Here is a 22,421-nt window from a genome sequence, read left to right as displayed (position 1 = left end):
CAAGTCCACAAGCAAAAACCCGGCACAAAGGCCGGGTTTTCGGTCGTTATCGCTGAAGGCGTCGGCCTCAGGCGGCCATGGCCTTCTTGAGGTTCTCGTCGATCTTGTCGAGGAAGGCGGTGGTGGAGAGCCAGGGCTGGTCGGGGCCGATCAAGAGCGCCAGGTCCTTGGTCATGTGACCGCTTTCGACGGTGTCGACGCAGACCTTTTCCAGCGTCTCGGCGAAGTGGATCAGGTCCTGGTTGTCGTCCAGCTTTCCGCGATGGGCGAGACCGCGGGTCCAGGCGAAGATCGAGGCGATCGAGTTGGTCGAGGTCTCCTGACCCTTCTGGTGCTGACGGTAGTGACGGGTGACCGTGCCGTGGGCGGCTTCGGCTTCCACCGTCTTGCCATCCGGCGTCATCAGGACCGAGGTCATCAGGCCGAGCGAGCCGAAACCCTGGGCGACGATGTCGGACTGAACGTCGCCGTCATAGTTCTTGCAGGCCCAGACATACCCGCCGGACCACTTCAGCGCGGCCGCGACCATGTCGTCGATCAGGCGATGCTCGTACCAGATCTTCTTCTTTTCGTATTCGGCCTTGAACTCAGCCTCATAGACTTCCTGGAACAGGTCCTTGAAGCGGCCGTCATAGGCCTTGAGGATGGTGTTCTTGGTGGAAAGGTAGCAGGGAACGCCGCGCATCAGGGCGTAGTTCAGAGAGGCGCGGGCGAAGTCGCGGATCGAATCGTCGAGGTTGTACATCGCCATGGCAACGCCGGAGGAGGGGGCGTCGAACACTTCATGCTCGATTTCCTGGCCGTCCTCGCCGACGAACTTGATCGTGAGCTTGCCCTTGCCGGGGAACTTGAAATCGGTTGCGCGGTACTGGTCGCCGAAGGCGTGACGGCCGACGATGATCGGCTGGGTCCAGCCCGGCACCAGGCGCGGCACGTTCTGCATGATGATCGGCTCGCGGAAGATCACGCCGCCAAGGATGTTGCGGATCGTGCCGTTCGGCGAGCGCCACATCTTCTTCAGGCCGAATTCCTCGACGCGGGCTTCGTCCGGCGTGATGGTCGCGCATTTGATGCCGACGCCGTGCTTCTTGATGGCGTTGGCGGCATCGACGGTGACCTGGTCGTCGGTGGCATCGCGGTTCTGGACCGACAGGTCGTAATATTCGATCGGCAGGTCGAGATAGGGCAGGATCAGCTTGTCCTTGATGAACTGCCAGATGATGCGTGTCATTTCATCGCCGTCGAGATCGACAACCGGGTTAGCCACCTTGATCTTCGTCATGCTTCTTCCTCGTCTGCGGGGCCTGAAAGCCCGTGTTTTAACGTTTCCCGAGGGCTATAGCATTGCGGTCGCGGGGAAAAAAGGCATGGCACGCCGAAACTTTGCGAAAAGTGCGTGTGGGCAGGGTCCGCCTCTGGATTGGCAGCATAACAAATGTTATTAGTATAACTATTGTTATGGGGATTCTTCCGCGCGAAGGAACGTCCCGCATCACTGCGCCAAGGGAAGGTGACATGTCCGATTTGAGCGAAGCCGAACAGGCGCTGTTGGCGCTGATCCGGGAGAACCCGTTTGCCGGCCAGCAGCAGATGGCCGATCAGCTCGGCCTGTCGCGTTCCGCCGTGGCGGCGCATGTGGTGCGGCTTACCGAGAAGGGCCATATTCTCGGGCGGGGCTATCTGTTGCCGCAAGAGGGGCGGGTGGCGGTTGTCGGCGGGGCGGTGATCGACCGCAAATACATCGCCCGCGCGCCGCTGATCGCCGGCACCTCCAATCCGGTCGAGGGCATGCGCAGTTTTGGCGGCGTTGCCCGCAATGTCGCCGAAAACCTGGCCGCGCTCGGTGCCGGCGTCAGCTTCGTCTCCGCCGTCGGCGCGGATGAAAGCGGGCGCGATCTCGCCCGGCATCTCGGCGCCCGCGGCATCGATGTCGCCAATCTGTTTCAGTTGCCGGAGGAGCGGACGGCGGAATATGCGGCCATTCTCGAGCCCGGCGGCGACCTCGCCTATGGCATTGCCGACATGGCGATCTTCGACCGCATGACGCCGGAGCTTCTCGCCAACGCCGCTCCATCGCTTGCCGCCGCGAGGCTCGTCTTTGTCGATTGCAATCTGCCGGCCGCGACCCTTGCCGCGTTGATCGAGCAGAGGCGCGCGGGACGGTTCGAACTCGCGATCGACGCGGTGTCGACGCCGAAAGTGAAGAAGCTGCCGAAGGACCTTTCGGGCGTCGACCTGCTGTTTCTGAATCTGGACGAGGCTTCAGCCTATCTTGAATCGTCTTTTCCAAGAGATATCAATGGCATGGGGAAGGCCGCGAAGGCATTGATCGAAGCCGGCGCCTCCGCGGTCATCCTGACGTCCGGCGCGCTCGGCGCGGTGGTTGCCAATGGCGGCGCAGTGAACCTCGTCCCGGTGGTCGAAGCCCGGCCCGTCGATATGACCGGAGCCGGGGATGCGATGATTGCCGGAACCCTGCACCATTACCTGCATAGCGGCACGCTGCACGAGGCCGTGCGGCGCGGCGCGTTGATCGCGGCGCTGACAACCGAAAGCGCGGCGAGCGTCCATCCGCAAATGTCCCCACACTTTGTCGAGGCCAATCTTCACCGCCTCGCACCAATCGAAGGAGAAGCACGTGTCTGATATCGAAATCGTACTCGGCACGGAAGTCCGGGAAGCGCTGGCACAGGGCAAGCCCGTCGTGGCGCTGGAATCCACCATCATCACCCATGGCATGCCCTATCCCGCCAATCTCGAAACCGCGCTCGGTGTCGAGGCGGTGGTGCGCGAAAACGGCGCGGTGCCGGCCACCATCGCCGTGATCGACGGCAGGCTTCATGCCGGCCTCGACCGCGACGTGATCGAGCGGCTTGCGAAGGTGGAGGACGGCGTGGTCAAGGCGTCCGGCCGCGATCTCGCGGTCGCGATCGTCAAGCGACAGACGGCGGGCACCACGGTTTCCGCGACCATGAAGATCGCCGAACTGGCTGGCATCCCGATCTTCGCCACCGGCGGCGTCGGCGGCGTGCATCGCGGCGCGGAGCAGACCTTCGACATCTCCGCCGATCTGACCGAGCTCGGCCGCACGCCGGTGACGGTGATCTGCGCCGGGGTCAAATCGATCCTCGATATTGCGAAGACGCTGGAATATCTCGAAACCCAGCGCGTGCCGGTGATCGCCTATCGCAGCGATGATTTTCCCGCCTTCTTCACCCGCTCAAGCGGCTTCAAGGCCGACCACCGGCTGGACAGCGCCGAGGAGATCGCCGCCGCCATGATCGCCCATGACGGGCTTTCCACCGGAACCGGCATGTTGATCGCCAATCCGGTGCCGGAAGCCGATGCGCTGACGCCGGAATTCATCGACGGCACCATCGACGATGCGGTGCGCGAGGCCGAGGAACGCGGCATCGCCCGCAAGGAACTGACGCCGTTCCTGCTGGCGCGGATCAACGAATTGTCGGAAGGGCGCAGCCTGAAGGCCAACATCGCGCTGGTGAAGAACAATGCCGCGCTCGCCGCGCGGATCGCGGCGGCAAGGGTTGCAGCACGCGCCTGAAGGCGGATTGCGTTTCGCGCGCGCCTCGTTACTCTCCGGTGCAAAATCGCCGAACCCGAGGAGACCGTGATGACCGAGACCTTTCCCGCGCTGCTGATCCGCGACAAGGACCATCCCGCCGCCGAGATGACGGAGCTGACCCGCGACGACCTGCCCGCCCTGCCGGTGCTGGTGCGGGTCGACTATTCCAGCCTGAACTACAAGGACGGGCTTTCGGTCACGGGCAAGGGCCGGATCGCGCGGCGGTTTCCGATGGTGCCGGGGATCGATATCGCCGGCACGGTCGTCGAATCGGCAAGCGATTCGTTTCAGCCCGGCGACCGCGTGATCGCCACCGGCTCCGGCCTGTCCGAGACCGAGTGGGGCGCTTTCTCGGCCTATCAGCGGCTGAAACAGGAATGGCTGATGAAACAGCCGGAAGGCTTCGACCAGCGTCAGGCGATGGCGATCGGCACGGCGGGCGTGACGGCCGCACTCTGCGTCAACCAGCTTCTCGCCTGGGGCAATCTGTCTCAGGATGGCGGCAGCGTGCTGGTCACGGGGGCGGCCGGCGGCGTCGGCTCCTATGCGGTGGCGCTGCTTGCCGCACTCGGCTTCCATGTGACCGCCTCCACCGGCAGGTCGGAAACCCATGATTACCTGCGCCGGCTCGGCGCGAGGGATTTCATCGACCGCAAGACGCTTTCGGAAGCCGGAAGGCCGCTGCAGGAGGAGCGCTGGATCGGCGCCGTTGACAGCGTCGGCTCGACCACGCTCGCCAATGTTCTGGCGCAGACGGTGCGCGACGGCGCGGTGGCCGCCTGCGGCCTTGCCGGCGGGCCCGATCTTCCCGCGACCGTGCTGCCGCATATCCTGCGCGCGGTCACGCTGATCGGCGTCGATTCCGTCTTCGCGCCGCCAAAGCGCCGCGAGGCCGCGTGGCGGCTGTTGCAGAACAACCTGACGCCGGAACATATCGACCTCGTCACCGCCGGCGAAATCGACCTTCAGGGCCTGCCCCAGGCCGCCGAAGACATTCTTGCCGGCAAGGTGCGCGGACGGCTGATCGTGAAGGTGGCGTAGGCCATTTCGGCTTGTTGGCAGCCCCGGTGCTCAATCGCGCAGTTTCGAGGTTCTTAAAGGACCTGAAAAAGCCGAGAATACAGGCCTGAGCGAAGGAGAGCATGTGTGAAGATAGCCGCCGCCCAAACTGCCGTTTCAAAAGACATATCAACGAACGCCGCACTTATTCGACAGGTGATTTCGGATGCCGCTGCAGAAGGTGTCAGGCTCGTCAGCTTCTGCGAAGGCGCCTTGTCGGGATATTCGAAGGCGCAAATTGCCACTCCGGACGATTGGCGCTTCTTTGATTGGTTCGGTTACGAGAAAGAGTTGAGGAGCATTGCCGAACTCTGCGGAATGCTCGGTATTTTCGCGGTCGTTGGCGGTGCGCACAGGCTGTCGGCAATGGAACGCCCGCACAACAGCCTTTATGTGTTCTCGGATTCTGGCGACCTGTTGACAAGGTATGACAAGAGGTTCCTCTCGAACAGCGAGATCAACGGCTGGTACACGCCGGGGGCCGATCCGATAGTTTTTGAAGTCGATGGCTTCCGCTTCGGCTGCGCGATCTGCATTGAGTCCCAATTCCCCGAAGTTTTCATGGAGTACGAACGGTTGGGAGCCGATGCAGTACTGTTCTCATCATACGGAATTCCCGAGCATTTTCAGATTGCGCTCAGAGCGCATGCAGGCCTGAATTGCCTATGGATCAGCGCGTCGACGCCCGCTCAGAAAGCACACAAGGGACCTGCCGGGATTGTAGGGCCAGATGGAAAATGGGCCGCCCTTTGTGATGTATCCAACGACACAAGCTTCGTAACTTCCATTCTCGATCGACTTGATCCTAGATACGATGTCCCGCTTCAGAAGGCTCGTCCGTGGCGAGCAAAGGCGCGCTTGGGCGAAATTTATAGAGAGAAGATGACGACGGATAGCAGAAGCCGGGATAGAAAAGGATATTGATGATCGCAACCATACGGCTTCACGCATCCGACCTCTCAACTCGACACTGCATTAATGGCTCGGTCACGTGCCAGCAATGTTCAGAACGATATGAATAGAGCGCTATTTTTTCTCCGACCGAGCGAGGGAATTGCCGCCTGTGTCCTGCTTGTTGGACGGAACCTGAATACTCCGAACGCCTACTACCCATACTGTCAGCGGCCTGTCCAGGTTTAGGTCACTCATCGCCGCCGCGCCTCCAACCACCGCGTTCCCTGTAACGCAAGCAGGATCACCGCCACGCCGATGAAAATGCGCGGCGAGGGGACCTCGGCGAAGAAGAAGAAGCCGGCGGTGGCGGAGAAGAACACCGAGAGATAGCCGAAGGGGGCGAGCACGCTTGCGTCGCTCTTCTGGTAGGCCTTCAGCCAGCAATATTGTCCGGCCTGCGCCAATAGCCCGATCAGCGCCAGCACCGGCCAGTGGGCGAGCGGCACGGGTTGCCACAGCATGAGGGCGGGGATGCCGGTCAGCAGCGCGAGGCCGACGGTGTAGAACACCATCATCACGATCGTGCTTTCATCCTTCAGTCGCCGGGTCTGGATCGTCGCCATCGCGCCGAACACGATGCTGGCGAGCACCACCAGCAGGCCGGGATGAAACGCCATTTCGCCGGGCGCGACGATGATCAGCGCGCCGCTGAAGGCGAGGCCCGCGCCGAGCCAGCGGAGCCGGCTGACCCTTTCGCTAAGCAGCAGGGCGGCAAGTCCCATGGTCACCAGCGGCCGGGTGAAGCCAAGCGCGTTTACCAGGACGAGCGGCAGCATGGCGAAGGCGAGGAAGTTCGAGGTCAGCGCGATCGCGTTGCAGGTGACGCGGAAGGCATTGCGCAGCGGATAGCGGATGTTCATCAGCGCCGCGCGATTGCGAACGATCATCGGCAGGATGAAGACGAGGCCGATCAGGGCGCGGATGAAGACGAGCTGGATCGCCGGATAGGCGACGCTGTTGGCCTTCACCAATACGCTCATGAAGGTCACCAGTGTCATGTCGGCCAAGAGCCAGGCGACGCCCTGGCCCGCCGCGTTCTTATCCTCGGTCGGCGGTGCCGCTGGCTCGGCGCTCACGGGATCACGCCGGCTGAACGAGGTTCGCCATCAGCCGGAAGGCGCCGGGGGTGAGGCGGTCCATCTGGTGGTGAAGCACGAGGCTCGTATGGGTGTGCCGGCCCTTGCCGATCACGGCGGAGACAAGCGCGCCGGTGAGCGGCTTCTCGTCGGCATCATGCATGGCGAGCAGCGGCTCGTAGGCATCGTCCCATCCGGAAGCGAAATAGAGCCCGCGTTCCTTGTGCCAGCCGGCCCAGTCTTCCGGTCCGATCACGTTCGGACCGGCGAGAAGCGTGTGGCCGGGCGACAGCAGCTCGACCTCGGCCTGCGGATTGGTGACGCGCCAGCGCAGCGACGGCGAGCCGATCTTCAGATAGCGCGGCGGGGTCGTCTCCGGGTTCCAGCCGTCGGAAGGACGATGGTAGAGGGTGACGAGGTGGCCGCCGTCTTCCACGAAGCGATGAAGCTTCTTCGTGGCCGCCGCAAGGTCCGGCCGCGTGCCGAAGGCGAAGATGCCGATCACGATCGTGGTGAAGGCCGAAAGATCGCCCGACAGCGCGTTGGCGTCGAGCTCGGTGACGTCGAGGCCCATGCGCTGAAGCCAGACGCCGACATTGTCCGCCCCGCCGCCGACATAGCCGATCTTCGCGCCTTCGGGCAGCGTCAGGTCAAGCGTCAGAACGTTCAGCATCTCCGGTCGGACAAAGCGGTTGCGGCCGATATGGGGATAGCTGAAGCTGGTGATATTGGCTGCCGGCTTGCCGTCGATCTCGGGCGTCATGACGGTGAGGCTGGAGGAGGGGTTGGAAGGTATTTTAATCTTGAAGCTTTCGCCTTCGCCGGTGACCTCGAAACCGTTAACGCTCTTGAAGCGAAGGGGCAGGTCAGCGTCAGCGGTAAATGAGATTTCCGACGGAAGCTTTTGAAGTGGAAGAATAAATGCGGATGGCTTCAGCGTGACGGAATGGGCCGGCGCAAGCGGAAGGGCGGTTTCGAGGTCGACGCTGCGCGTCACTTCGCGTCCGGCGATGCCGGCCGAAAGCGTCACCGAAACCGGTCCATTGCCGCCAAGCGAGGACCAGAGCGGCGGGTACTGGTTGGAAAGCGGCGCGTCGGCATCGGCGGCAAGCGTGAAGCGGTGGATGCCATCGACCACGGCGGTGTCGGCGACGCGGACGCCCTCTGGCAGGCTCGGCGTCACGGTGGCGTCGGCGCCTTCGGCGAGCACCATGGTCAGCGTCGCGGTTCCGCCGGGCGTCAGGTAGTCGGCCTCGCCATAGGCGCGCTCGAAGATGCGGGCGCTTTCGAACAGCGCCGCGTCGATCTCGGCGCGCTTGCGGGCGAGACGGTGGCCATGAAGCGCACGGAAAGCGTCATCGCCGGCGGCTTGCGCCGTCTCGATCCGAGCCGCCGCCTCGGCAAGGCACTGCTGCACGGCATCGGCATTCGGGAAAGCGGACAGTGCCGCGGCTATCACCTCATCGACGGCGGCCAGCGCCGCGCCGAGCGCGCCTTCGGGGGCGAGATCCCTAAGCGAGGACGGCAGGCCGTCGAGGATCGTGGCTTCCGGCATGCCGGCATTGTCGCCGCGCAGCAGATGGAGTTGCCAGACATGGTCCGGGCGCTCCGGCCACCAGCCCATGCCCTGCGAAGCGTGGTAATAGCGCGACCATTCGCCGATGCGATCGTAGTCGGCGCCGGTCACGGGATCCTGTTCGCGGACGTCAATGGTGAGCGTTGCAGGAGGCGGGGGCAGGTCGTCATCATAGGTGCCACCGCCGCCGGACCATGCCGGCAGATAGTATTTCGCAACCCTCCAGGGTTTCAGACCCTGGGCGAAATGCTCGGGAAAGGCGGTCTCGTCGGCGGCAAGACGCAGGGCGGTCTCGGCGGCCCGCGTCATGGCGCGGTGGTGGCCGTGCTGGCCGGGGACGTCGAGGAAGGTCGGGATCACGATATCCGGCCGCTCGGTGCGGTAGGCGCGCACCAGCCGCTCAACGATCCGCTCCTCGCCCCAGCGGGCGAAGGTGGCGTCGCCATCCTTGGAGAAGCCGAAGTCGTGAACCGGGTCGTCCGGCCCGTGGCCCAGCCAGTGGATATCGGCATCGAGCGCGCGGGCGGCCTCTTCCAGTTCGCGGGTTCTGAGCACGCCGAGCGCGCCGAGCCGTTCCGGCCCGAGCACGTTCTGCCCGCCTTCGCCGCGCGTGGAACAGGCAATGATCACGCGCATGCCCAGGCCGAGGCTGAACCAGGCGAGCATGCCGGACTGTTCGTCATCGGGATGGGCGCCGGTGTTCATCATCGTCACCGGCGAGGTCAGCCGCGTCAGCGCCCGGTAGAGCCGCACATGGGCGGAGGATGACATTTCCTGTTCGATGCGTTGGCGCGGCGTGAGCATGCTGTTCCCCGTGATTTTTTCAGGCCACCTGTTGATCAGACGGCGATGTTTCGAGTTTCGGTGTCAGGATTTCGAAAAGCGGCAGGGCGGCAGCGCCGAGTGCTGCCGTGTACTGCCCGGTCTGGCCGCGCATCACCCGCGGCTGGGTGCGCCCGGCGCGGGCGGCGACGGAAGGCGGAAGCGGCGGCAGTCGGGCGATCACCGCATCCATGACGCTGTCGGAGAACGCCCCGCTGAAGATGATGGTTTCCGGATCGAAGATGTTTTCGAGCAGCCCGATGACCGTGGAGAGATGGGCGGCGGCTTCGTCGATCCACGCCTGGACCACCTGGTCACCGGATTGAAAAAGTCTTTCGATTTCAGATATCTGCGGTCGTTCCCTGCCGCTCTGGTCGAATTTTTCGTGGAGCGCATGGAGCGAGGCGTAGCGTTCCAGGCAACCGCGCTGGCCGCAGGGGCAGAGCCGCCCGGACGGCACCACCGGCACATGGCCGATCTCGCCGGCATTGCCGAAAGCGCCGCGATAGGGTGCGCCGTCCTGGATCATGCCGAGGCCAATGCCGGTGCCGAAATAGAGCATGCAGAAATGCGAGATCGCATGGCCCGCGCCGAACAGCCGTTCGGCAACGGCGGCGGCGGCGGCATCGTTTTCGAGCGCCACGTCCATGCCGCAGGCCTCGCTCAGCGCCGCCTTTACGTCGATGCCGCTCCAGCCGGGGAGTGTGGTCGGACCGACGAAGCTCATGCCCTCGATGCCGAACGGACCGGGCATCACCACGCCGACGCCGAGCAGCGGCGAATCGAACGATTTTCGTGCGCGCTCGACCTCGAGGGCGAACACCGGCAGACAGCGTTCCGGCGTTGTGTCGGCGAGCGGAACGATCCGCTTGTAGCGGAGCACGCCGGTCAGATCGAGCACGGTGACCACCATCTGGTCGGTCGCGATCTCGACGCCGATCGTGGCGGCCCCTTCCGGGTTGACGGCGAACTGGATCGGCGGCTGGCCGCGGCCGGAACGGCGCCGGCCGGTGCTGATCAGCAGGCCGGAGCCGACGAGATCGTCGACGATATTGGCGACGGCCTGGGCGGTCAATTGAGTCTGACGCGCGATCTCCATGCGGCCGAGCATGCCGTGCTGGCGCACCAGATCGAGCACGACCCGGCGATTGTGCTCCCTGTTGCGTTCCGGATTGTTGCCGATGGCGAACTGCCCGCGCGTCTTCTCGTTCATTTCATTCCGCTTTCTGATGTCGTCAGTCTGATCCGCGCTGTTTCTAACGTCAATATATTAATTCAATTAGATTATGTTATTGACAAAACCCGGATGTCACGCGACCGTATCGTGGAGGCGTCGGGCAACGACGCCCCGGAGGCCGCGCAAGCGGGCATCCGCAACAATGAACAACGGCCGCCGCCGAGAGGGATGACGGCTTTTCGGGAACAAGAGCCCTGAGGTCCGTGGCGGCCTTACTGGGAAGTGGAGAGAATTATGCGCAAGGCACTTATGCTCGCCGGGCTGATGTCCGGTATCAGCCTGTTTTCGGTCGGCTCGGCCAATGCGGTCGAGATCGAATACTGGCAGTATATCTACGAGACCCGCGTCAACGCGATGGATCAGCTGATCGAGAAGTTCGAGGAAGCCAATCCGGATATCACCGTCAAGCAGGTGACCTTCCCCTACGCCGATTACCAGACCCGCATCGTTGCCGCCAACATGGCCGGCAAGGGGCCGGACGTGATGCAACTCTTCTATGGCTGGCTCGACAAGTTCGTGGCGGGCAATCTGCTGCAGCCGCTGTCGCAGGACGCATTCCCGCAGGACAAGATCGAGAGCGAGTTCTTCCCGATCGTGACCGCGATGAAGCGCGACGGCGAATATTACGGCCTGCCGACGGCGGTCCGTTCGCTGGCGCTGTTCTACAACAAGAAGCTGTTCGAGGAGAACGGCCTCGACCCCGACAGCCCGCCGCAGACGCTCGACGACATGGTTGCGGCCGCCAAGGCGATCGCCAAGCATGACGATGCCGGCAATATCACCGTTGAAGGCATGACGCTCGATATGGCGGGCCAGGATCACCAGTGGTGGCGCGAAGTGCTGGTGCGCCAGTTTGGCGGCGTTCCCTATACCGACGACTACCGCAAGGTCACCTATGACAGCCCGGAAGGCACCGAGGCCCTGCAGTTCTATACCGACCTGCAGCTCAAGGAGAAGGTCGGCCAGGCGGGCTTCATGGACGAGGCCCAGGCAGCCTTCAAGGGCGGTCGCGCCGGCATGACCATCGACGGCACCTTCCGCCTCGGCTCCTTCGGCCAGATCGAGGATTTCGAATGGGGCGTGACCGAACTGCCGGCCAATGCCGACGGCATGCGCTCCAACTATTCGAGCTATTTCGCCAATGGCATCGGCGCCAAGGTGAAGGGCGAGGAACTGGAAGCCTCGGAGAAATTCCTGGCCTATCTGACTTCGCCGGAGGCGATGGAAGTCTGGCTCGACGTCGTTGGCGAACTGCCGGCGCGGCGCGAGGTGGCGTTGACGGAAAAGAACGTCTCCAACCCGATCTACGGCCCGTTCCTCAAGGGGCTGGATTACGCCCACACCACGCTGTTCGTGGATGAATCGGCCCAGCGTCAGGTCGCCATCGACATGGCCAACCGCGTGCTCCTCAATGGCCAGTCGCCCGCCGACAGCATCAAGGAAGCCGCCGCGCAGGAACAGAAGATCATCGACGAAGCGATGTGAGGCGGCAAATGCCCGTTCAGTCTGAAACAGGGGCGGCCACGAGCCGCCCCCATGACCGCCCCGAAGGCGGCGGCTTTTCCGACCGTTTTTCGATGCACACCAAGCGGCTCATCTGGGTCTGGACCTTTCTGGCGCTGCCGGTGCTGTTTTACAGCGTTATCCGCTTCTATCCGACCCTCGACGCCTTCCGGCTGTCGCTGACGGACTGGAACCTGATGAAGCCGCCGAAATTCATCGGTCTTGAAAACTACCGGAAGATGTTCGCCGATCCGGCGTTCTGGCAGGTGTTCAAGAACACCTTCGCCTATCTGATCTTCGGCACTCCGATCTCGCTGGTGCTGTCTTTCACCATTGCTTTCTTCCTCGACCGGGTGCGCTTCGGCCACGGTTTCATCCGTGCGCTCTATTTCCTGCCGTTCCTGACGACGGCGGCGGCCATGGCCTGGGTCTGGCGCTGGTTCTACCAGCCGGCCCCGATCGGCGTCATCAACGACCTTCTGGCGCAATTCGGGCTTCAGCAACAGCCCTTCCTGCGCTCCACCACGCAGGCGCTGCCATCGATCATGGTGACGGCGATCTGGGCCGGTCTCGGCTTCCAGGTCATCATCTTCATGGCGGGGCTGCGCGCCATTCCCACGACCTTCTATGAAGCCGCGCGGATCGACGGTCTCGGCGAATGGGCGATCCTGCGCAGGATCACGCTGCCGCTCTTGAAGCCCACCACCGTGTTCCTTGTCGTGCTGTCCTCGATCGGGTTTCTCAGGATCTTCGATCAGGTCTACAACATGACCACGAACGATCCCGGCGGCCCGCTCGGCTCCACCAAGCCGCTGGTGCTGATGATCTACCAGTCAGCCTTCTCATCCTACCAGATGGGCTATGCCGCCGCGCAGACCGTGGTTCTCTTTCTCATCCTGCTGGTCATCTCGCTCCTGCAGCTCTGGATATTGAGGGACAAGAAATGACCGATATTGCCGGCGAAAACGCGGTGTCCCGCTACCGTCCTAAGGTGCGTCCCGGCTATGTGCTGATGTGGACGCTGCTCCTGATCGGCGGCATCGTGATGATCACGCCGATCCTGTTCATGTTCGCGACCTCGCTGAAGCCGTCGAGCCAGGTCTACGACCTCCGGCTGATCCCGCAGGACCCGACGCTGGCGAACTACATCGAGGTGCTGACCTCTTCCGGCTTCGCCCGCTGGTTCTTCAACTCGCTGCTGATCGCCACCATCGTCACCTGCTCGAACGTGTTCTTCGACAGCCTCGTCGGCTACACGCTGGCAAAGTTCCGGTTCCGCGGCCGCCGCTTCATCTTCCTGGCGATCCTCTCGACCCTGATGATCCCGACGGAAATGCTGGTGATCCCGTGGTATCTGATGTCGGCCAATTTCGGCTGGCTGGACAGCTATTGGGGCATCATGTTTCCGGGCATGATGACCGGGTTCGGCACCTTCCTGATGCGCCAGTTCTTCGAAGGCGTGCCGGATGATTTCATGGAAGCCGCGCGGATCGACGGCATGAACGAGTTCGTCATCTGGTGGAAGATCGCCATGCCTCTGGTCGCGCCCGCGCTTTCGGCGCTCGCGATCTTCACTTTCCTCGGTAACTGGACGGCGTTCTTCTGGCCGCTGATCGTCACAACATCGAGCGAGCTCTACACGTTGCCGGTCGGCCTCTCCTCCTTCGCCGTCGAGGCCCAGATCGAGTGGGAGATGATCATGACCGGCGCCGCTCTTGCCACCATACCAACGCTCGTCGTGTTCCTGATCTTCCAGCGCTATATCGTGCGCGGGGTCATGCTCGCCGGCGTCAAGGGATAGACCAATGAAACACACCAATCCCGCCACCGGCGATACCAGCCGCTTTCCTGATTCCGTTTACAAGGAAACCGTGCTCAAGCCGTTGTTCGACGGCGCTAAAACCCATTTCGTCGATGGCTTCCGCGCCATCGACCGCGCCCATCTGGTGATGCTTGCCGAAACCGGCATCCTCACCGCCGAACAGGCATCGAAGATCGCCGATGCGCTTGTTGCCATCGATGCCGAAGTCGATCCTTCGTCGCTCGAATATACCGGCGAGGTCGAGGACTTCTTCTTCCTGATCGAGAAGGAACTGAAATCCCGCCTTGGCCCCGATCTCGGCGGACGCCTCCACACCGCCCGTTCGCGCAACGACATCGACCACACGCTGTTCAAGCTCGGCCTCCGGCACTATATCGATGCCGCGCTCGGCAAGGCGCTCGGCCTGCTCTCGGCGATGATCGATACGGCGGAGCGCGAGAAGGCGACGCTGATCGTTGCCTATACCCACGGCCAGCCCGCCCAGCCAACGACCTTCGGCCACTATCTGGGTGCTGCGATCGAGGTGCTTGCCCGCGACATCGAGCGCCTGTTTGCCGCCCGCGAGGCCGTCGACCTGTCGCCGATGGGCGCCGCCGCGATCACCACGTCGGGCTTCCCCATCGACCGGCACATGATGGCGGAGCTTCTGGGATTCGAGGCACCGCTGCAGAATTCCTATAGCTGCATCGCCGCCGTCGACTACATCACCGGCACCTATGCCGCACTCGAACTGATGTTCCTCCATCTCGGCCGGCTGATCCAGGATTTCCAGTTCTGGACCAGCTTCGAGGTCGGCCAGCTCTACGTGCCGAACGCGCTGGTGCAGATTTCCTCGATCATGCCGCAGAAGCGCAACCCGGTGCCGATCGAGCATATGCGCCATCTCGCCAGCCAGACCGTCGGCCGCGCCCAGACCGTGCTGACGGTGATGCACAATACGCCGTTCACCGACATGAACGACAGCGAGGGCGAGACCCAGGCGATGGGCTATCAGGCGTTCGAGACCGGCTTCCGGGTGCTCGACCTGATGGCGAGCCTGATATCCGCCGTAAAGGTCAATGGCGAGCGGGTGGCGGCCAATCTCGACCGCTCCTGCATCACCATCACCGAGCTTGCGGATTCGCTGGTGCGCCGCGAGCAGCTCTCCTTCCGCCAGGCCCACGAGATCGCCGCCGATGTCGCCCGCGCCGTCGTTGCCGCTTCCGGCGCGCTTGCAAGCGATGGCTATGCGCCCTTCCGCAAGGCGTTTGCCGCTCATGCCGGGCGTGAAACCGCGCTGGATGAGGCCGCCTTCCGCGAGATCGTCTCGCCCGAATATTTTGTCAGCGTGCGCGCCCGTTACGGCGGGCCGGCGGAAGAACCGCTCGGCAACGCCATTGCCGGCTACCGCCATACGCTCGGGAAGTATCAGCAACAGGCCGATGAGCAGGCCGCCCGCCTGGCGGCGGCAAGCGCGGAGCTCGCTGCCCGCTTCGAACGGTTGAGGGGAAAAGCATAATGGCTTCAATCGCACTGCAAAAACTGGTGAAGCGCTACGACAAGGTCGAAGCTGTTCACGGCATCGATCTCGAGATCGCCGATGGCGAGTTCGTGGTGTTCGTCGGCCCGTCCGGCTGCGGTAAGTCGACCACGCTTCGGATGATCGCGGGCCTCGAGGAAATCTCCGGCGGCACGCTCCGCATCGACGGCGACGTCGTCAACGAGCGGGCCCCCAAAGCCCGCAACATCGCGATGGTATTCCAGAACTACGCGATCTATCCGCATCTGACCGTGCGCCAGAACATCGGCTTCGGCCTCTATACCGCCAAGCTTTCCAAGGAAGAGAAAAACGTCCGGATCGATGACACGGCCCGCATTCTCGGCCTCACGGATTATCTCGAGCGCCGCCCGGCGGCGCTTTCCGGCGGTCAGCGCCAGCGGGTCGCGATCGGCCGCGCTATGGTGCGCAACCCATCCGCCTTCCTGTTCGACGAGCCGCTCTCCAACCTCGACGCCCAGCTCCGCGCCCAGATGCGCATCGAGATCAAGAAGCTGCACCAGGAGCTGAAGACCACCACCGTCTACGTCACCCACGACCAGATCGAGGCCATGACCATGGCCGACCGCATTGTCGTGATGAAGGACGGCAATATCCTTCAGACCGGCACGCCGGTGGACCTTTACGAGCATCCCGCCGACGTCTTCACCGCCCGTTTCATCGGCTCGCCGTCGATGAACATGCTGAAGGCGGGCAATCTCGGCGAGGCCGGCCATGGGATCGCGGAAGGCCGCGACGTGCTTGTCGGCATCCGCCCGCATGATCTCGTCGCCGTCGTTGATGGCGAAGCGCCGCTCGACGCGATCCTGACGCTGGAAGGCAAAGTCGAGGCGGTCGAGCCGCTCGGGCCGGAAACCATGGTGCATCTCGTCGTCGGCGGCGAGAGCGTGATCGCCACCTCGCCGGGCACGGTATCGCCGAAGGTCGGCGCGGCGGTCACGTGTGCGGTCATGCCCGGAAAACTCTATCTGTTCGACGCCAAGACCGAAAAGAGCCTGGGCCGCAGATGACATCCGGACATGATGAAAGGTCGGCCGTCCTCTGCGTCGGCCGGATTTACTGCGACCTGATCTTTACGGGGCTTTCGCGCATGCCGGTGCTGGGGCGCGAGGTGTTTGCCGACGATCTGACGATTGCCGCCGGCGGCGGGGCCTTCATCTCGGCCGCGCATTTCGTCGATGTCGGCCGCCATGCAGCCCTCGTCGGCCGCCTCGGCCGCGACGCGATGTCGATGGCGATCGATCCCCAGCTTCGCGACAGCGGCATCGACCTTTCCTTTGTGGAACGCGCCGATGATGCCGGGCCGCAGCTTACCGTGGCCTCGGTGATCGGTTCGGAACGCGCCTTCCTGACGCGGAGGGCAGGGGCGGCGGAGCCATCCACGCTTGATGCGGCTCTTGCGTGGCCGCGCGCCCGCCATCTGCACATTGCCGAATATGCGACGCTTGCGGAAATGCCGGATCTCGTCGCCCGCGCCAAAGCCGCCGGCCTCACGGTCTCGCTCGATCCGAGCTGGGATGACGCGCTGATCGGCGATCCGGCATTGCTGGAAAACTGCCGGGGCGTGGACGTTTTTCTGCCGAACCTCGAAGAGGCCCGCGCGATCACCGGCGAGCGCGACCCGACCGCCATGCTGGACGTTCTGAAGGCGCGTTTCCCCTGCGTCGGCATCAAGGCCGGGGAAGGGGGCGGCTACGCCGCTTCCGCCGATCGCCTCCTGCATCACCCGGCGGAAGCCGTCCCGGTCGTCGATACCACCGGCGCGGGCGATGCCTTCAATGCCGGTTTCGTAGACGGCTGGCTTTCCGGGGCGGATCTGCCCGCGGCCCTTGCCGCCGCGATCCGCGCCGGCAGCCGCGCCGTCCAGGTCGCCGGCGGCGCCGTGCGGCGAAAGGCCTGAGCCCCTTGACCGCCCTATTTCCGCGCCCCGGAGACGGCGTCTGCTTTTTTCAGCGGAAAACCGACGAGCGTCTTGATCGACGTGCGAAAAACGCCTATCAGGGCCGGACCGGAGAGGTGGCCGAGTGGTCGAAGGCGCTCCCCTGCTAAGGGAGTATACCAGAGATGGTATCGAGGGTTCGAATCCCTTCCTCTCCGCCATGGATTTTTGCAAAAATTCGAAGTTAAACTCCCTGATTGCGTTTTGTTGAAGCGGATCAATGGTGAGATGGCGGGCCTGTGGCATTTACGTTCAGACAGTTGCAGTATTTCGTTGCCGTGGCCGAGCAGGGCACGGTTTCGGGCGCGGCCCATGTCATGTCGGTCTCGCAATCCTCGATCACGGGCGCGGTCAAGGAGCTGGAGCGTGATCTGGGCGTCAGCCTGTTCGAGCGCCATTCGCGCGGCCTGACCATCACCCAGCAGGGACACCAGTTTCTCCGGCATGCGACGAAAATCCTGTCCGATGTCGCCGAGGCGCGCACGGTGTTCGATGCGGCGGCCGCCGAGACCACCGGCACGCTGCATCTGGGGGTGACCTCGCTGGTTGCCGGTTACGTTCTTTCCGACCTTCTCTCCCGGTATCGCCGCGCCTTTCCCGCCGTCACGGTGACCACGATGGAGGATGACGGCAGCTATCTCGAACATCTTCTGGTCGGCGGCGAGGTCGATGTGGCCGTGATGTTTATCAACAATCTCAGGGACCAGCAGGCGCTGCGTTCCCAGGCGCTTGAAATGTCGCCTTTCAGTCTCTGGTTGCCAAGCGGGCACCCGCTGGTCGGGCGTGAGTCCATCACCATGGCCGATATCGTCGAGGAGCCGCTGATCATGCTGACGGTCGATGAAATCGAGGAAGCGACGCGCAAGCTGCTCGCGGCCTTTGGTGCGCGTCCACGGGTCGCCTTTCGCACCCGTTCGGTAGAGGCCGTGCGTAGCCTTGTCGCCACCGGCGCCGGCGTGGCGATCCTGCCGGACATGATCTACCGGCCCTGGTCGCTTGAAGGCGACCGGATCGAGGTGCGCGATATCTCGGCGAGCCTGCCGGCGGTCCATGTCGGAATGATCTGGCGGCGCGGCCTGTCGCTCTCGGAGCCGCTCAAACACTTTATTGAACTCGCCCAGTCCCAGCGGATTCCCCGATTGCGTTAGGAAATCGGTAATTTTTTCAATTACGTACGCAGTGAATTCGGAAAAACCGAAATCACTGTCGATATAAAAGAAATTGTGAAAGCGAAGTTTCCCGATACAGTTTTATGGACAGGCCGAAAACGGCTGCGATCCAAAAAAGGGGAACATTGATGAGAAAATTGTTGTGCCTTTCAACCGCGCTGACGCTGGTTTTCGGCGCCACTGTGCCCGCCTTTTCCGCCGATATGAAAACCGAAATCGGGCCCGGTGAGGGCGAGGTCGATATCGTCGCCTGGGCCGGCTATATCGAAAGCGGCGAAACCGATGCCGCCTATGACTGGGTCAGCGCTTTCGAAGAGGAGACCGGCTGCAAGGTCAACGTCAAGACCGCCGCGACCTCCGACGAAATGGTGGCGCTGATGAACGAGGGCGGTTTCGACCTCGTGACCGCCTCCGGCGACGCCTCGCTGCGGCTGATCGCGGGAAACAGGGTTCAGCCCATCAATACCGATCTTGTCGAAGGCTGGGACACGCTTGATGACCGGCTGAAGGATGCGGCCTGGTTCACGGTCGATGGCGTTCATTACGGCGTTCCCTATCAGTGGGGCCCGAACGTGCTGATGTACAACACCGATGTGTTCACCACGCCGCCGGATAGCTGGAACGTCGTTTTCGAGGAAATGACCCTGCCTGATGGTCAGTCCAACAAGGGCCGCGTCGAGGCTTATGACGGGCCGATCCATATCGCCGATGCCGCGAATTACCTGATGAGCACGAAGCCGGAGCTCGGCATCGCCGACCCTTACGAGCTCAATGAGGAGCAGTATGCGGCAGCCCTCGATCTGTTGCGCCAGCAGCGCGATCTCGTCACCCGCTACTGGCATGATGCCTATGTCCAGATGGACGATTTCAAGAATGAGGGCGTCGTCGCTTCGGGCTCATGGCCGTTCCAGGTCAACATGCTTGCCTATGAGGAACAGCCCATTGCCTCGGTTATCCCGAAGGAAGGCGCGACCGGCTGGGCGGATACGACGATGCTTCACGCGGATGCGGCTCACCCCAATTGCGCCTATATGTGGATGGAGCATTCGCTGACGCCGAAGGTTCAGGGCGATGTCGCGGCCTGGTTCGGCTCCAATCCTGTGGTGCCGGCTGCCTGCAAGGGCAATGCGCTGTTGACCGATGAAGGTTGCTCCACCAACGGATTTGACGATTTCGACAAGATCAAGTTCTGGCGCACCCCGGTGACCAAGTGCGAAAGCCAGGACAGCTGCGTTCCCTATTACCGCTGGGTCTCCGATTATATCGCGGTGCTGGGCGGCCGGTAGGCCGCTTCTCGCGAAGCTGAAACGCGCCTTACCCTCAGCAACCAATGGCCGGTGAAACCCGTGCCATTGCCGGCGGCATGATGCGTGCCGCCGGTGGTCGCCAAGCGGATGATCAAACTTATGAATGCCATCGAACTTGAAAATGTCAGCCGGGTTTTCGGCTCGGTTCGCGCCGTTGACGGCGTCGATCTGACTGTGGGGGCAGGGGAGTTCTTCGCCCTGCTCGGGCCGTCGGGGTCCGGTAAGACAACCTGCCTGCGCATGATTGCCGGTTTTGAAAAACCGAGCGCGGGGCGGCTGTCGCTGTTCGGCGAGGACATCGCCGCGGTGCCGCCATGGCGACGAGACGTCAATACCGTGTTTCAGGATTATGCGCTGTTTCCGCATATGACGGTCCGCGACAATGTCGCCTACGGGCTGATGGTGCGCGGTGTCGCCCGGACGGAACGCTACCGGGAGGCCGAAAAGGCGCTTGCTATGGTGAAGCTGCCCGATATGGGCGGGCGAAAGCCGTCGGAACTTTCCGGCGGGCAGCGCCAGCGCGTGGCCCTGGCGCGGGCGCTGGTCAACCGACCCAAGGTGCTGCTGCTTGACGAACCGCTGGGCGCGCTCGACCTGAAGCTCCGGGAGCAGATGCAGGAGGAATTGCGGCTTCTTCAAAAACAGCTCGGCATCTCGTTCGTCTTCGTCACCCATGATCAGGGCGAAGCGCTTTCCATGGCGGACCGGGTGGCGGTGTTCAACAAGGGCAAGATCGTTCAGGCCGGCACGCCGGAAGACATCTACAACCGGCCGAAGACGCGTTTCGTTGCCGATTTTGTCGGTTCGTCCAACGTGTTGTCGCCGGGCTTTGCCGCACGCCATGGGGCAGGCGACCATGCCGTCAGCCTCAGGCCGGAAAAGATCCAGCTTGGCGAAGGGACGGGCGCGGACGAGATCACCGTGACGGCGCGGCTTCTGACCGTCAATTATTTCGGCGCGACCAAGCGGCTTGCGATGGAGGTCGAGGGCGAGCGGCTGCATGCCGCCGTTTCCGCCGACGCCCCGGTTTCAGACGAACAGATCGCCGTGCACTGGCGCAGGGCTGACATGTGGGTGCTGGCATCATGATCGCTGACGATCTCGGCAGACGGGCACATCCCGCAAAGCTGCGTATTGCCGCCGGCGATCTGTTCTGGCGGCGTCCGGGCCTGCTTGCCGCCGCCCTGCTGTTGCCGCCGCTTCTGTGGCTCGGCGTCGTCTATATCGGCGCGCTGCTCAACCTTCTGGCGCAAAGCTTCTTCTCGATCGACGAGTTTTCCGGGCTCGTCATCCACCAGTTCACGCTGAAATCCTATCTGGAGCTGCTGCGACCGGCCAATGCCGACATCATACTGCGCACGCTTGTGATGGCGGCCAGCGTCACGGTGGCAAGCGCCCTGATCGCCTTCCCGATCGCCTATTACGCGGCGCGCTATGCCCGGGGAAAGGCCAAGGCGCTATTCTATCTCGGCGCCATGTTGCCGCTGTGGTCGTCCTATCTGGTCAAGGTCTATGCCTGGAAGCTCATTCTCGCCAAGGAGGGGATCCTCACCTGGGTGCTCTCGAAGCTGCATCTGAGCTTTCTTGTCGATGGACTTCTGGCGCTGCCGGTGGTCGGCGGTTCGTCGCTATCGGTGAGCTTTCTCGGCACCTTCATCGTATTTGTCTATATCTGGCTGCCCTATATGATCCTGCCGATGCAGGCGGCGTTGGAGCGCGTGCCGATGAACCTGATCGAGGCCTCGGCCGATCTCGGCGCCAGCGGCGGCACGACCTTTCGCCATGTGATCCTGCCGCTGGCGCTGCCCGGCGCGGTCGCCGGCTCGATCTTCACCTTCTCGCTGACGCTCGGCGATTACATCATCCCGCAGATTGTCGGCCCGTCGCGGCTGTTCATCGGCCAGGCGGTCTATGTGCAGCAGGGCACCGCCGGCAATGTGCCGCTGGCGGCGGCCTTCTCGGTGGTGCCGATTGTCATCATGGTCATCTATCTGGCGCTGGCCAAAAAAGCGGGGGCGTTCAATGCACTCTGATGTTCGCAGCCCACTGATGCTCAGGCTCGCGGCTTTTGGCGGGCTTCTGTTCCTGCATCTGCCGATCCTGCTGATCTTCGTCTATGCCTTCACGACGGAGGAGCGCTCCTATCAGTGGCCGCCGCCGGGGCTGACGCTCAGATGGTTTGCGGCCACCTGGAACCGTCCCGATGTCTGGGCAGCGCTTGGCCTGTCGCTGCGCGTTGCCGCCATTGCCACGGGTGTTGCGCTGGTGCTCGGCACGCTGGCGGCGGCTGCCGTCTCGCGCACGCGGTTTTTCGGCCGTGAGAGCATTTCGCTGCTGGTCATCCTGCCGATCGCATTGCCGGGGATCGTCACCGGTATCGCCTTGCGCACCGCCTTTGGCGAGGCCGGCATTCCCTTCTCGATCTGGACCATCGTCATCGGCCACGCCACCTTTTGCGTGGTGACGGTCTACAACAATGCCGTTGCCCGGTTCCGCCGGACATCGTCGTCGCTGATCGAGGCGTCGATGGATCTTGGCGCCGATGGCTTCGCCACCTTCTGGCATGTGGTCTTGCCGCATATTGCAACGGCGCTTCTGGCCGGCGGCATGCTGGCCTTCGCGCTCTCCTTCGATGAGGTGATTGTGACCACCTTTACCGCGGGCCAGCAGCAGACCCTGCCGATCTGGATGCTGGAAGAACTGATCCGCCCGCGCGAACGGCCGGTGACCAACGTGGTGGCCATGGTTGTCGTGCTGGTCACCTTCTTCCCGATCCTTGTTGCCTATTACCTGACCCGCGGCGCCGAGGACATCGGCGGGAGCGGAAAATGAACCAA

The 22,421-nt window shown here is 63.1% G+C and carries 19 protein-coding genes and 1 tRNA gene; 16 read left to right on the top strand and 4 right to left on the bottom strand.

Annotation, left to right across the window (positions count from 1 at the left end; all coding sequences use genetic code 11):
• Positions 1-67: 67 nt before the first annotated feature.
• Entirely contained in the window at positions 68-1,282 is a 1,215-nt protein-coding gene (locus tag K7H91_RS01370; protein WP_230718385.1) for an NADP-dependent isocitrate dehydrogenase, read from the bottom strand.
• A 233-nt stretch (positions 1,283-1,515) separates the two neighbouring features.
• On the opposite strand from K7H91_RS01370, the gene K7H91_RS01365 reads away from it, so the two are divergent.
• The 4 genes from K7H91_RS01365 to K7H91_RS01350 all read left to right on the top strand — a co-directional run bounded on the left by K7H91_RS01365 (position 1,516) and on the right by K7H91_RS01350 (position 5,566).
• Positions 1,516-2,646, top strand: a complete 1,131-nt coding sequence (locus K7H91_RS01365) for a carbohydrate kinase (protein ID WP_230718384.1) — start codon at positions 1,516-1,518, stop codon at positions 2,644-2,646.
• Positions 2,639-3,562 (top strand): pseudouridine-5'-phosphate glycosidase, encoded by a 924-nt coding sequence (locus K7H91_RS01360; protein WP_230718383.1) that lies wholly within the window; start codon positions 2,639-2,641, stop codon positions 3,560-3,562. The genes K7H91_RS01365 and K7H91_RS01360 overlap by 8 nt, the downstream gene beginning before the upstream one ends.
• 69 nt (positions 3,563-3,631) lie before the next feature.
• Positions 3,632-4,624: an MDR family oxidoreductase gene (locus K7H91_RS01355; RefSeq protein ID WP_230718382.1), complete on the top strand. Its 993-nt coding sequence runs from the start codon at positions 3,632-3,634 to the stop codon at positions 4,622-4,624.
• Positions 4,625-4,729: 105 nt separating this feature from the next.
• Complete coding sequence (locus K7H91_RS01350) at positions 4,730-5,566, top strand: carbon-nitrogen hydrolase family protein (protein WP_230718381.1); 837 nt, start codon at positions 4,730-4,732, stop codon at positions 5,564-5,566.
• Between the two features lie 221 nt (positions 5,567-5,787).
• On the opposite strand, the gene K7H91_RS01345 is transcribed toward K7H91_RS01350, so the two are convergent.
• From K7H91_RS01345 to K7H91_RS01335, 3 genes are read right to left on the bottom strand one after another with little or no spacing between them, the layout of a single operon-like run.
• Complete coding sequence (locus K7H91_RS01345) at positions 5,788-6,672, bottom strand: DMT family transporter (RefSeq protein ID WP_230718380.1); 885 nt, start codon at positions 6,670-6,672, stop codon at positions 5,788-5,790.
• Positions 6,673-6,676: 4 nt separating this feature from the next.
• The gene (locus K7H91_RS01340; protein WP_230718379.1) at positions 6,677-9,052 is read right to left on the bottom strand and encodes a PIG-L family deacetylase; all 2,376 of its coding nucleotides are present in this window, start codon (positions 9,050-9,052) and stop codon (positions 6,677-6,679) included.
• A 19-nt stretch (positions 9,053-9,071) separates the two neighbouring features.
• Positions 9,072-10,283 (bottom strand): ROK family transcriptional regulator, encoded by a 1,212-nt coding sequence (locus tag K7H91_RS01335; RefSeq protein WP_230718378.1) that lies wholly within the window; start codon positions 10,281-10,283, stop codon positions 9,072-9,074.
• A 258-nt stretch (positions 10,284-10,541) separates the two neighbouring features.
• Here K7H91_RS01335 and K7H91_RS01330 point away from each other — a divergent pair, with 258 nt between their 5' ends.
• The 12 genes from K7H91_RS01330 to K7H91_RS01275 all read left to right on the top strand — a co-directional run bounded on the left by K7H91_RS01330 (position 10,542) and on the right by K7H91_RS01275 (position 22,416).
• Positions 10,542-11,792, top strand: coding sequence for an extracellular solute-binding protein (locus K7H91_RS01330; protein ID WP_230718377.1), 1,251 nt, complete (start codon positions 10,542-10,544; stop codon positions 11,790-11,792).
• Positions 11,793-11,800: 8 nt separating this feature from the next.
• Positions 11,801-12,757: a carbohydrate ABC transporter permease gene (locus K7H91_RS01325; RefSeq protein ID WP_230718376.1), complete on the top strand. Its 957-nt coding sequence runs from the start codon at positions 11,801-11,803 to the stop codon at positions 12,755-12,757.
• Positions 12,754-13,611 (top strand): carbohydrate ABC transporter permease, encoded by an 858-nt coding sequence (locus K7H91_RS01320; protein WP_018064286.1) that lies wholly within the window; start codon positions 12,754-12,756, stop codon positions 13,609-13,611. Before K7H91_RS01325 ends, K7H91_RS01320 begins: the two co-directional genes overlap by 4 nt.
• Before the next feature lie 4 nt (positions 13,612-13,615).
• On the top strand, positions 13,616-15,130 hold the full coding sequence (gene argH / locus K7H91_RS01315; RefSeq protein WP_230718375.1) for an argininosuccinate lyase: 1,515 nt from the start codon (positions 13,616-13,618) through the stop codon (positions 15,128-15,130).
• Positions 15,130-16,179 (top strand): ABC transporter ATP-binding protein, encoded by a 1,050-nt coding sequence (locus tag K7H91_RS01310; protein WP_230718374.1) that lies wholly within the window; start codon positions 15,130-15,132, stop codon positions 16,177-16,179. The genes argH and K7H91_RS01310 overlap by 1 nt, the downstream gene beginning before the upstream one ends.
• Positions 16,176-17,069 carry a carbohydrate kinase family protein gene (locus K7H91_RS01305; protein WP_230718373.1) on the top strand — a complete coding sequence of 298 codons (894 nt, stop codon included), beginning with the start codon at positions 16,176-16,178 and terminating at the stop codon, positions 17,067-17,069. Before K7H91_RS01310 ends, K7H91_RS01305 begins: the two co-directional genes overlap by 4 nt.
• A gap of 110 nt (positions 17,070-17,179) precedes the next feature.
• A tRNA-Ser gene (locus K7H91_RS01300) sits at positions 17,180-17,269 on the top strand.
• A gap of 78 nt (positions 17,270-17,347) precedes the next feature.
• Positions 17,348-18,256: a LysR family transcriptional regulator gene (locus tag K7H91_RS01295; RefSeq protein WP_230718372.1), complete on the top strand. Its 909-nt coding sequence runs from the start codon at positions 17,348-17,350 to the stop codon at positions 18,254-18,256.
• A 149-nt stretch (positions 18,257-18,405) separates the two neighbouring features.
• On the top strand, positions 18,406-19,563 hold the full coding sequence (locus K7H91_RS01290; protein ID WP_230718371.1) for an ABC transporter substrate-binding protein: 1,158 nt from the start codon (positions 18,406-18,408) through the stop codon (positions 19,561-19,563).
• 108 nt (positions 19,564-19,671) lie between these two features.
• Positions 19,672-20,673: an ABC transporter ATP-binding protein gene (locus tag K7H91_RS01285; protein WP_230718370.1), complete on the top strand. Its 1,002-nt coding sequence runs from the start codon at positions 19,672-19,674 to the stop codon at positions 20,671-20,673.
• Positions 20,670-21,617 (top strand): ABC transporter permease, encoded by a 948-nt coding sequence (locus tag K7H91_RS01280; protein ID WP_330165983.1) that lies wholly within the window; start codon positions 20,670-20,672, stop codon positions 21,615-21,617. The genes K7H91_RS01285 and K7H91_RS01280 overlap by 4 nt, the downstream gene beginning before the upstream one ends.
• The gene (locus tag K7H91_RS01275) at positions 21,607-22,416 is read left to right on the top strand and encodes an ABC transporter permease (RefSeq protein WP_230718369.1); all 810 of its coding nucleotides are present in this window, start codon (positions 21,607-21,609) and stop codon (positions 22,414-22,416) included. Before K7H91_RS01280 ends, K7H91_RS01275 begins: the two co-directional genes overlap by 11 nt.
• The last annotated feature ends 5 nt before the right edge of the window (positions 22,417-22,421 follow it).

It is taken from the genome of Martelella mediterranea (genome assembly GCF_021021415.1).
GTDB lineage: Bacteria > Pseudomonadota > Alphaproteobacteria > Rhizobiales > Rhizobiaceae > Martelella > Martelella mediterranea_C.
This window is presented reverse-complemented; position numbering and strand designations above follow the sequence as displayed.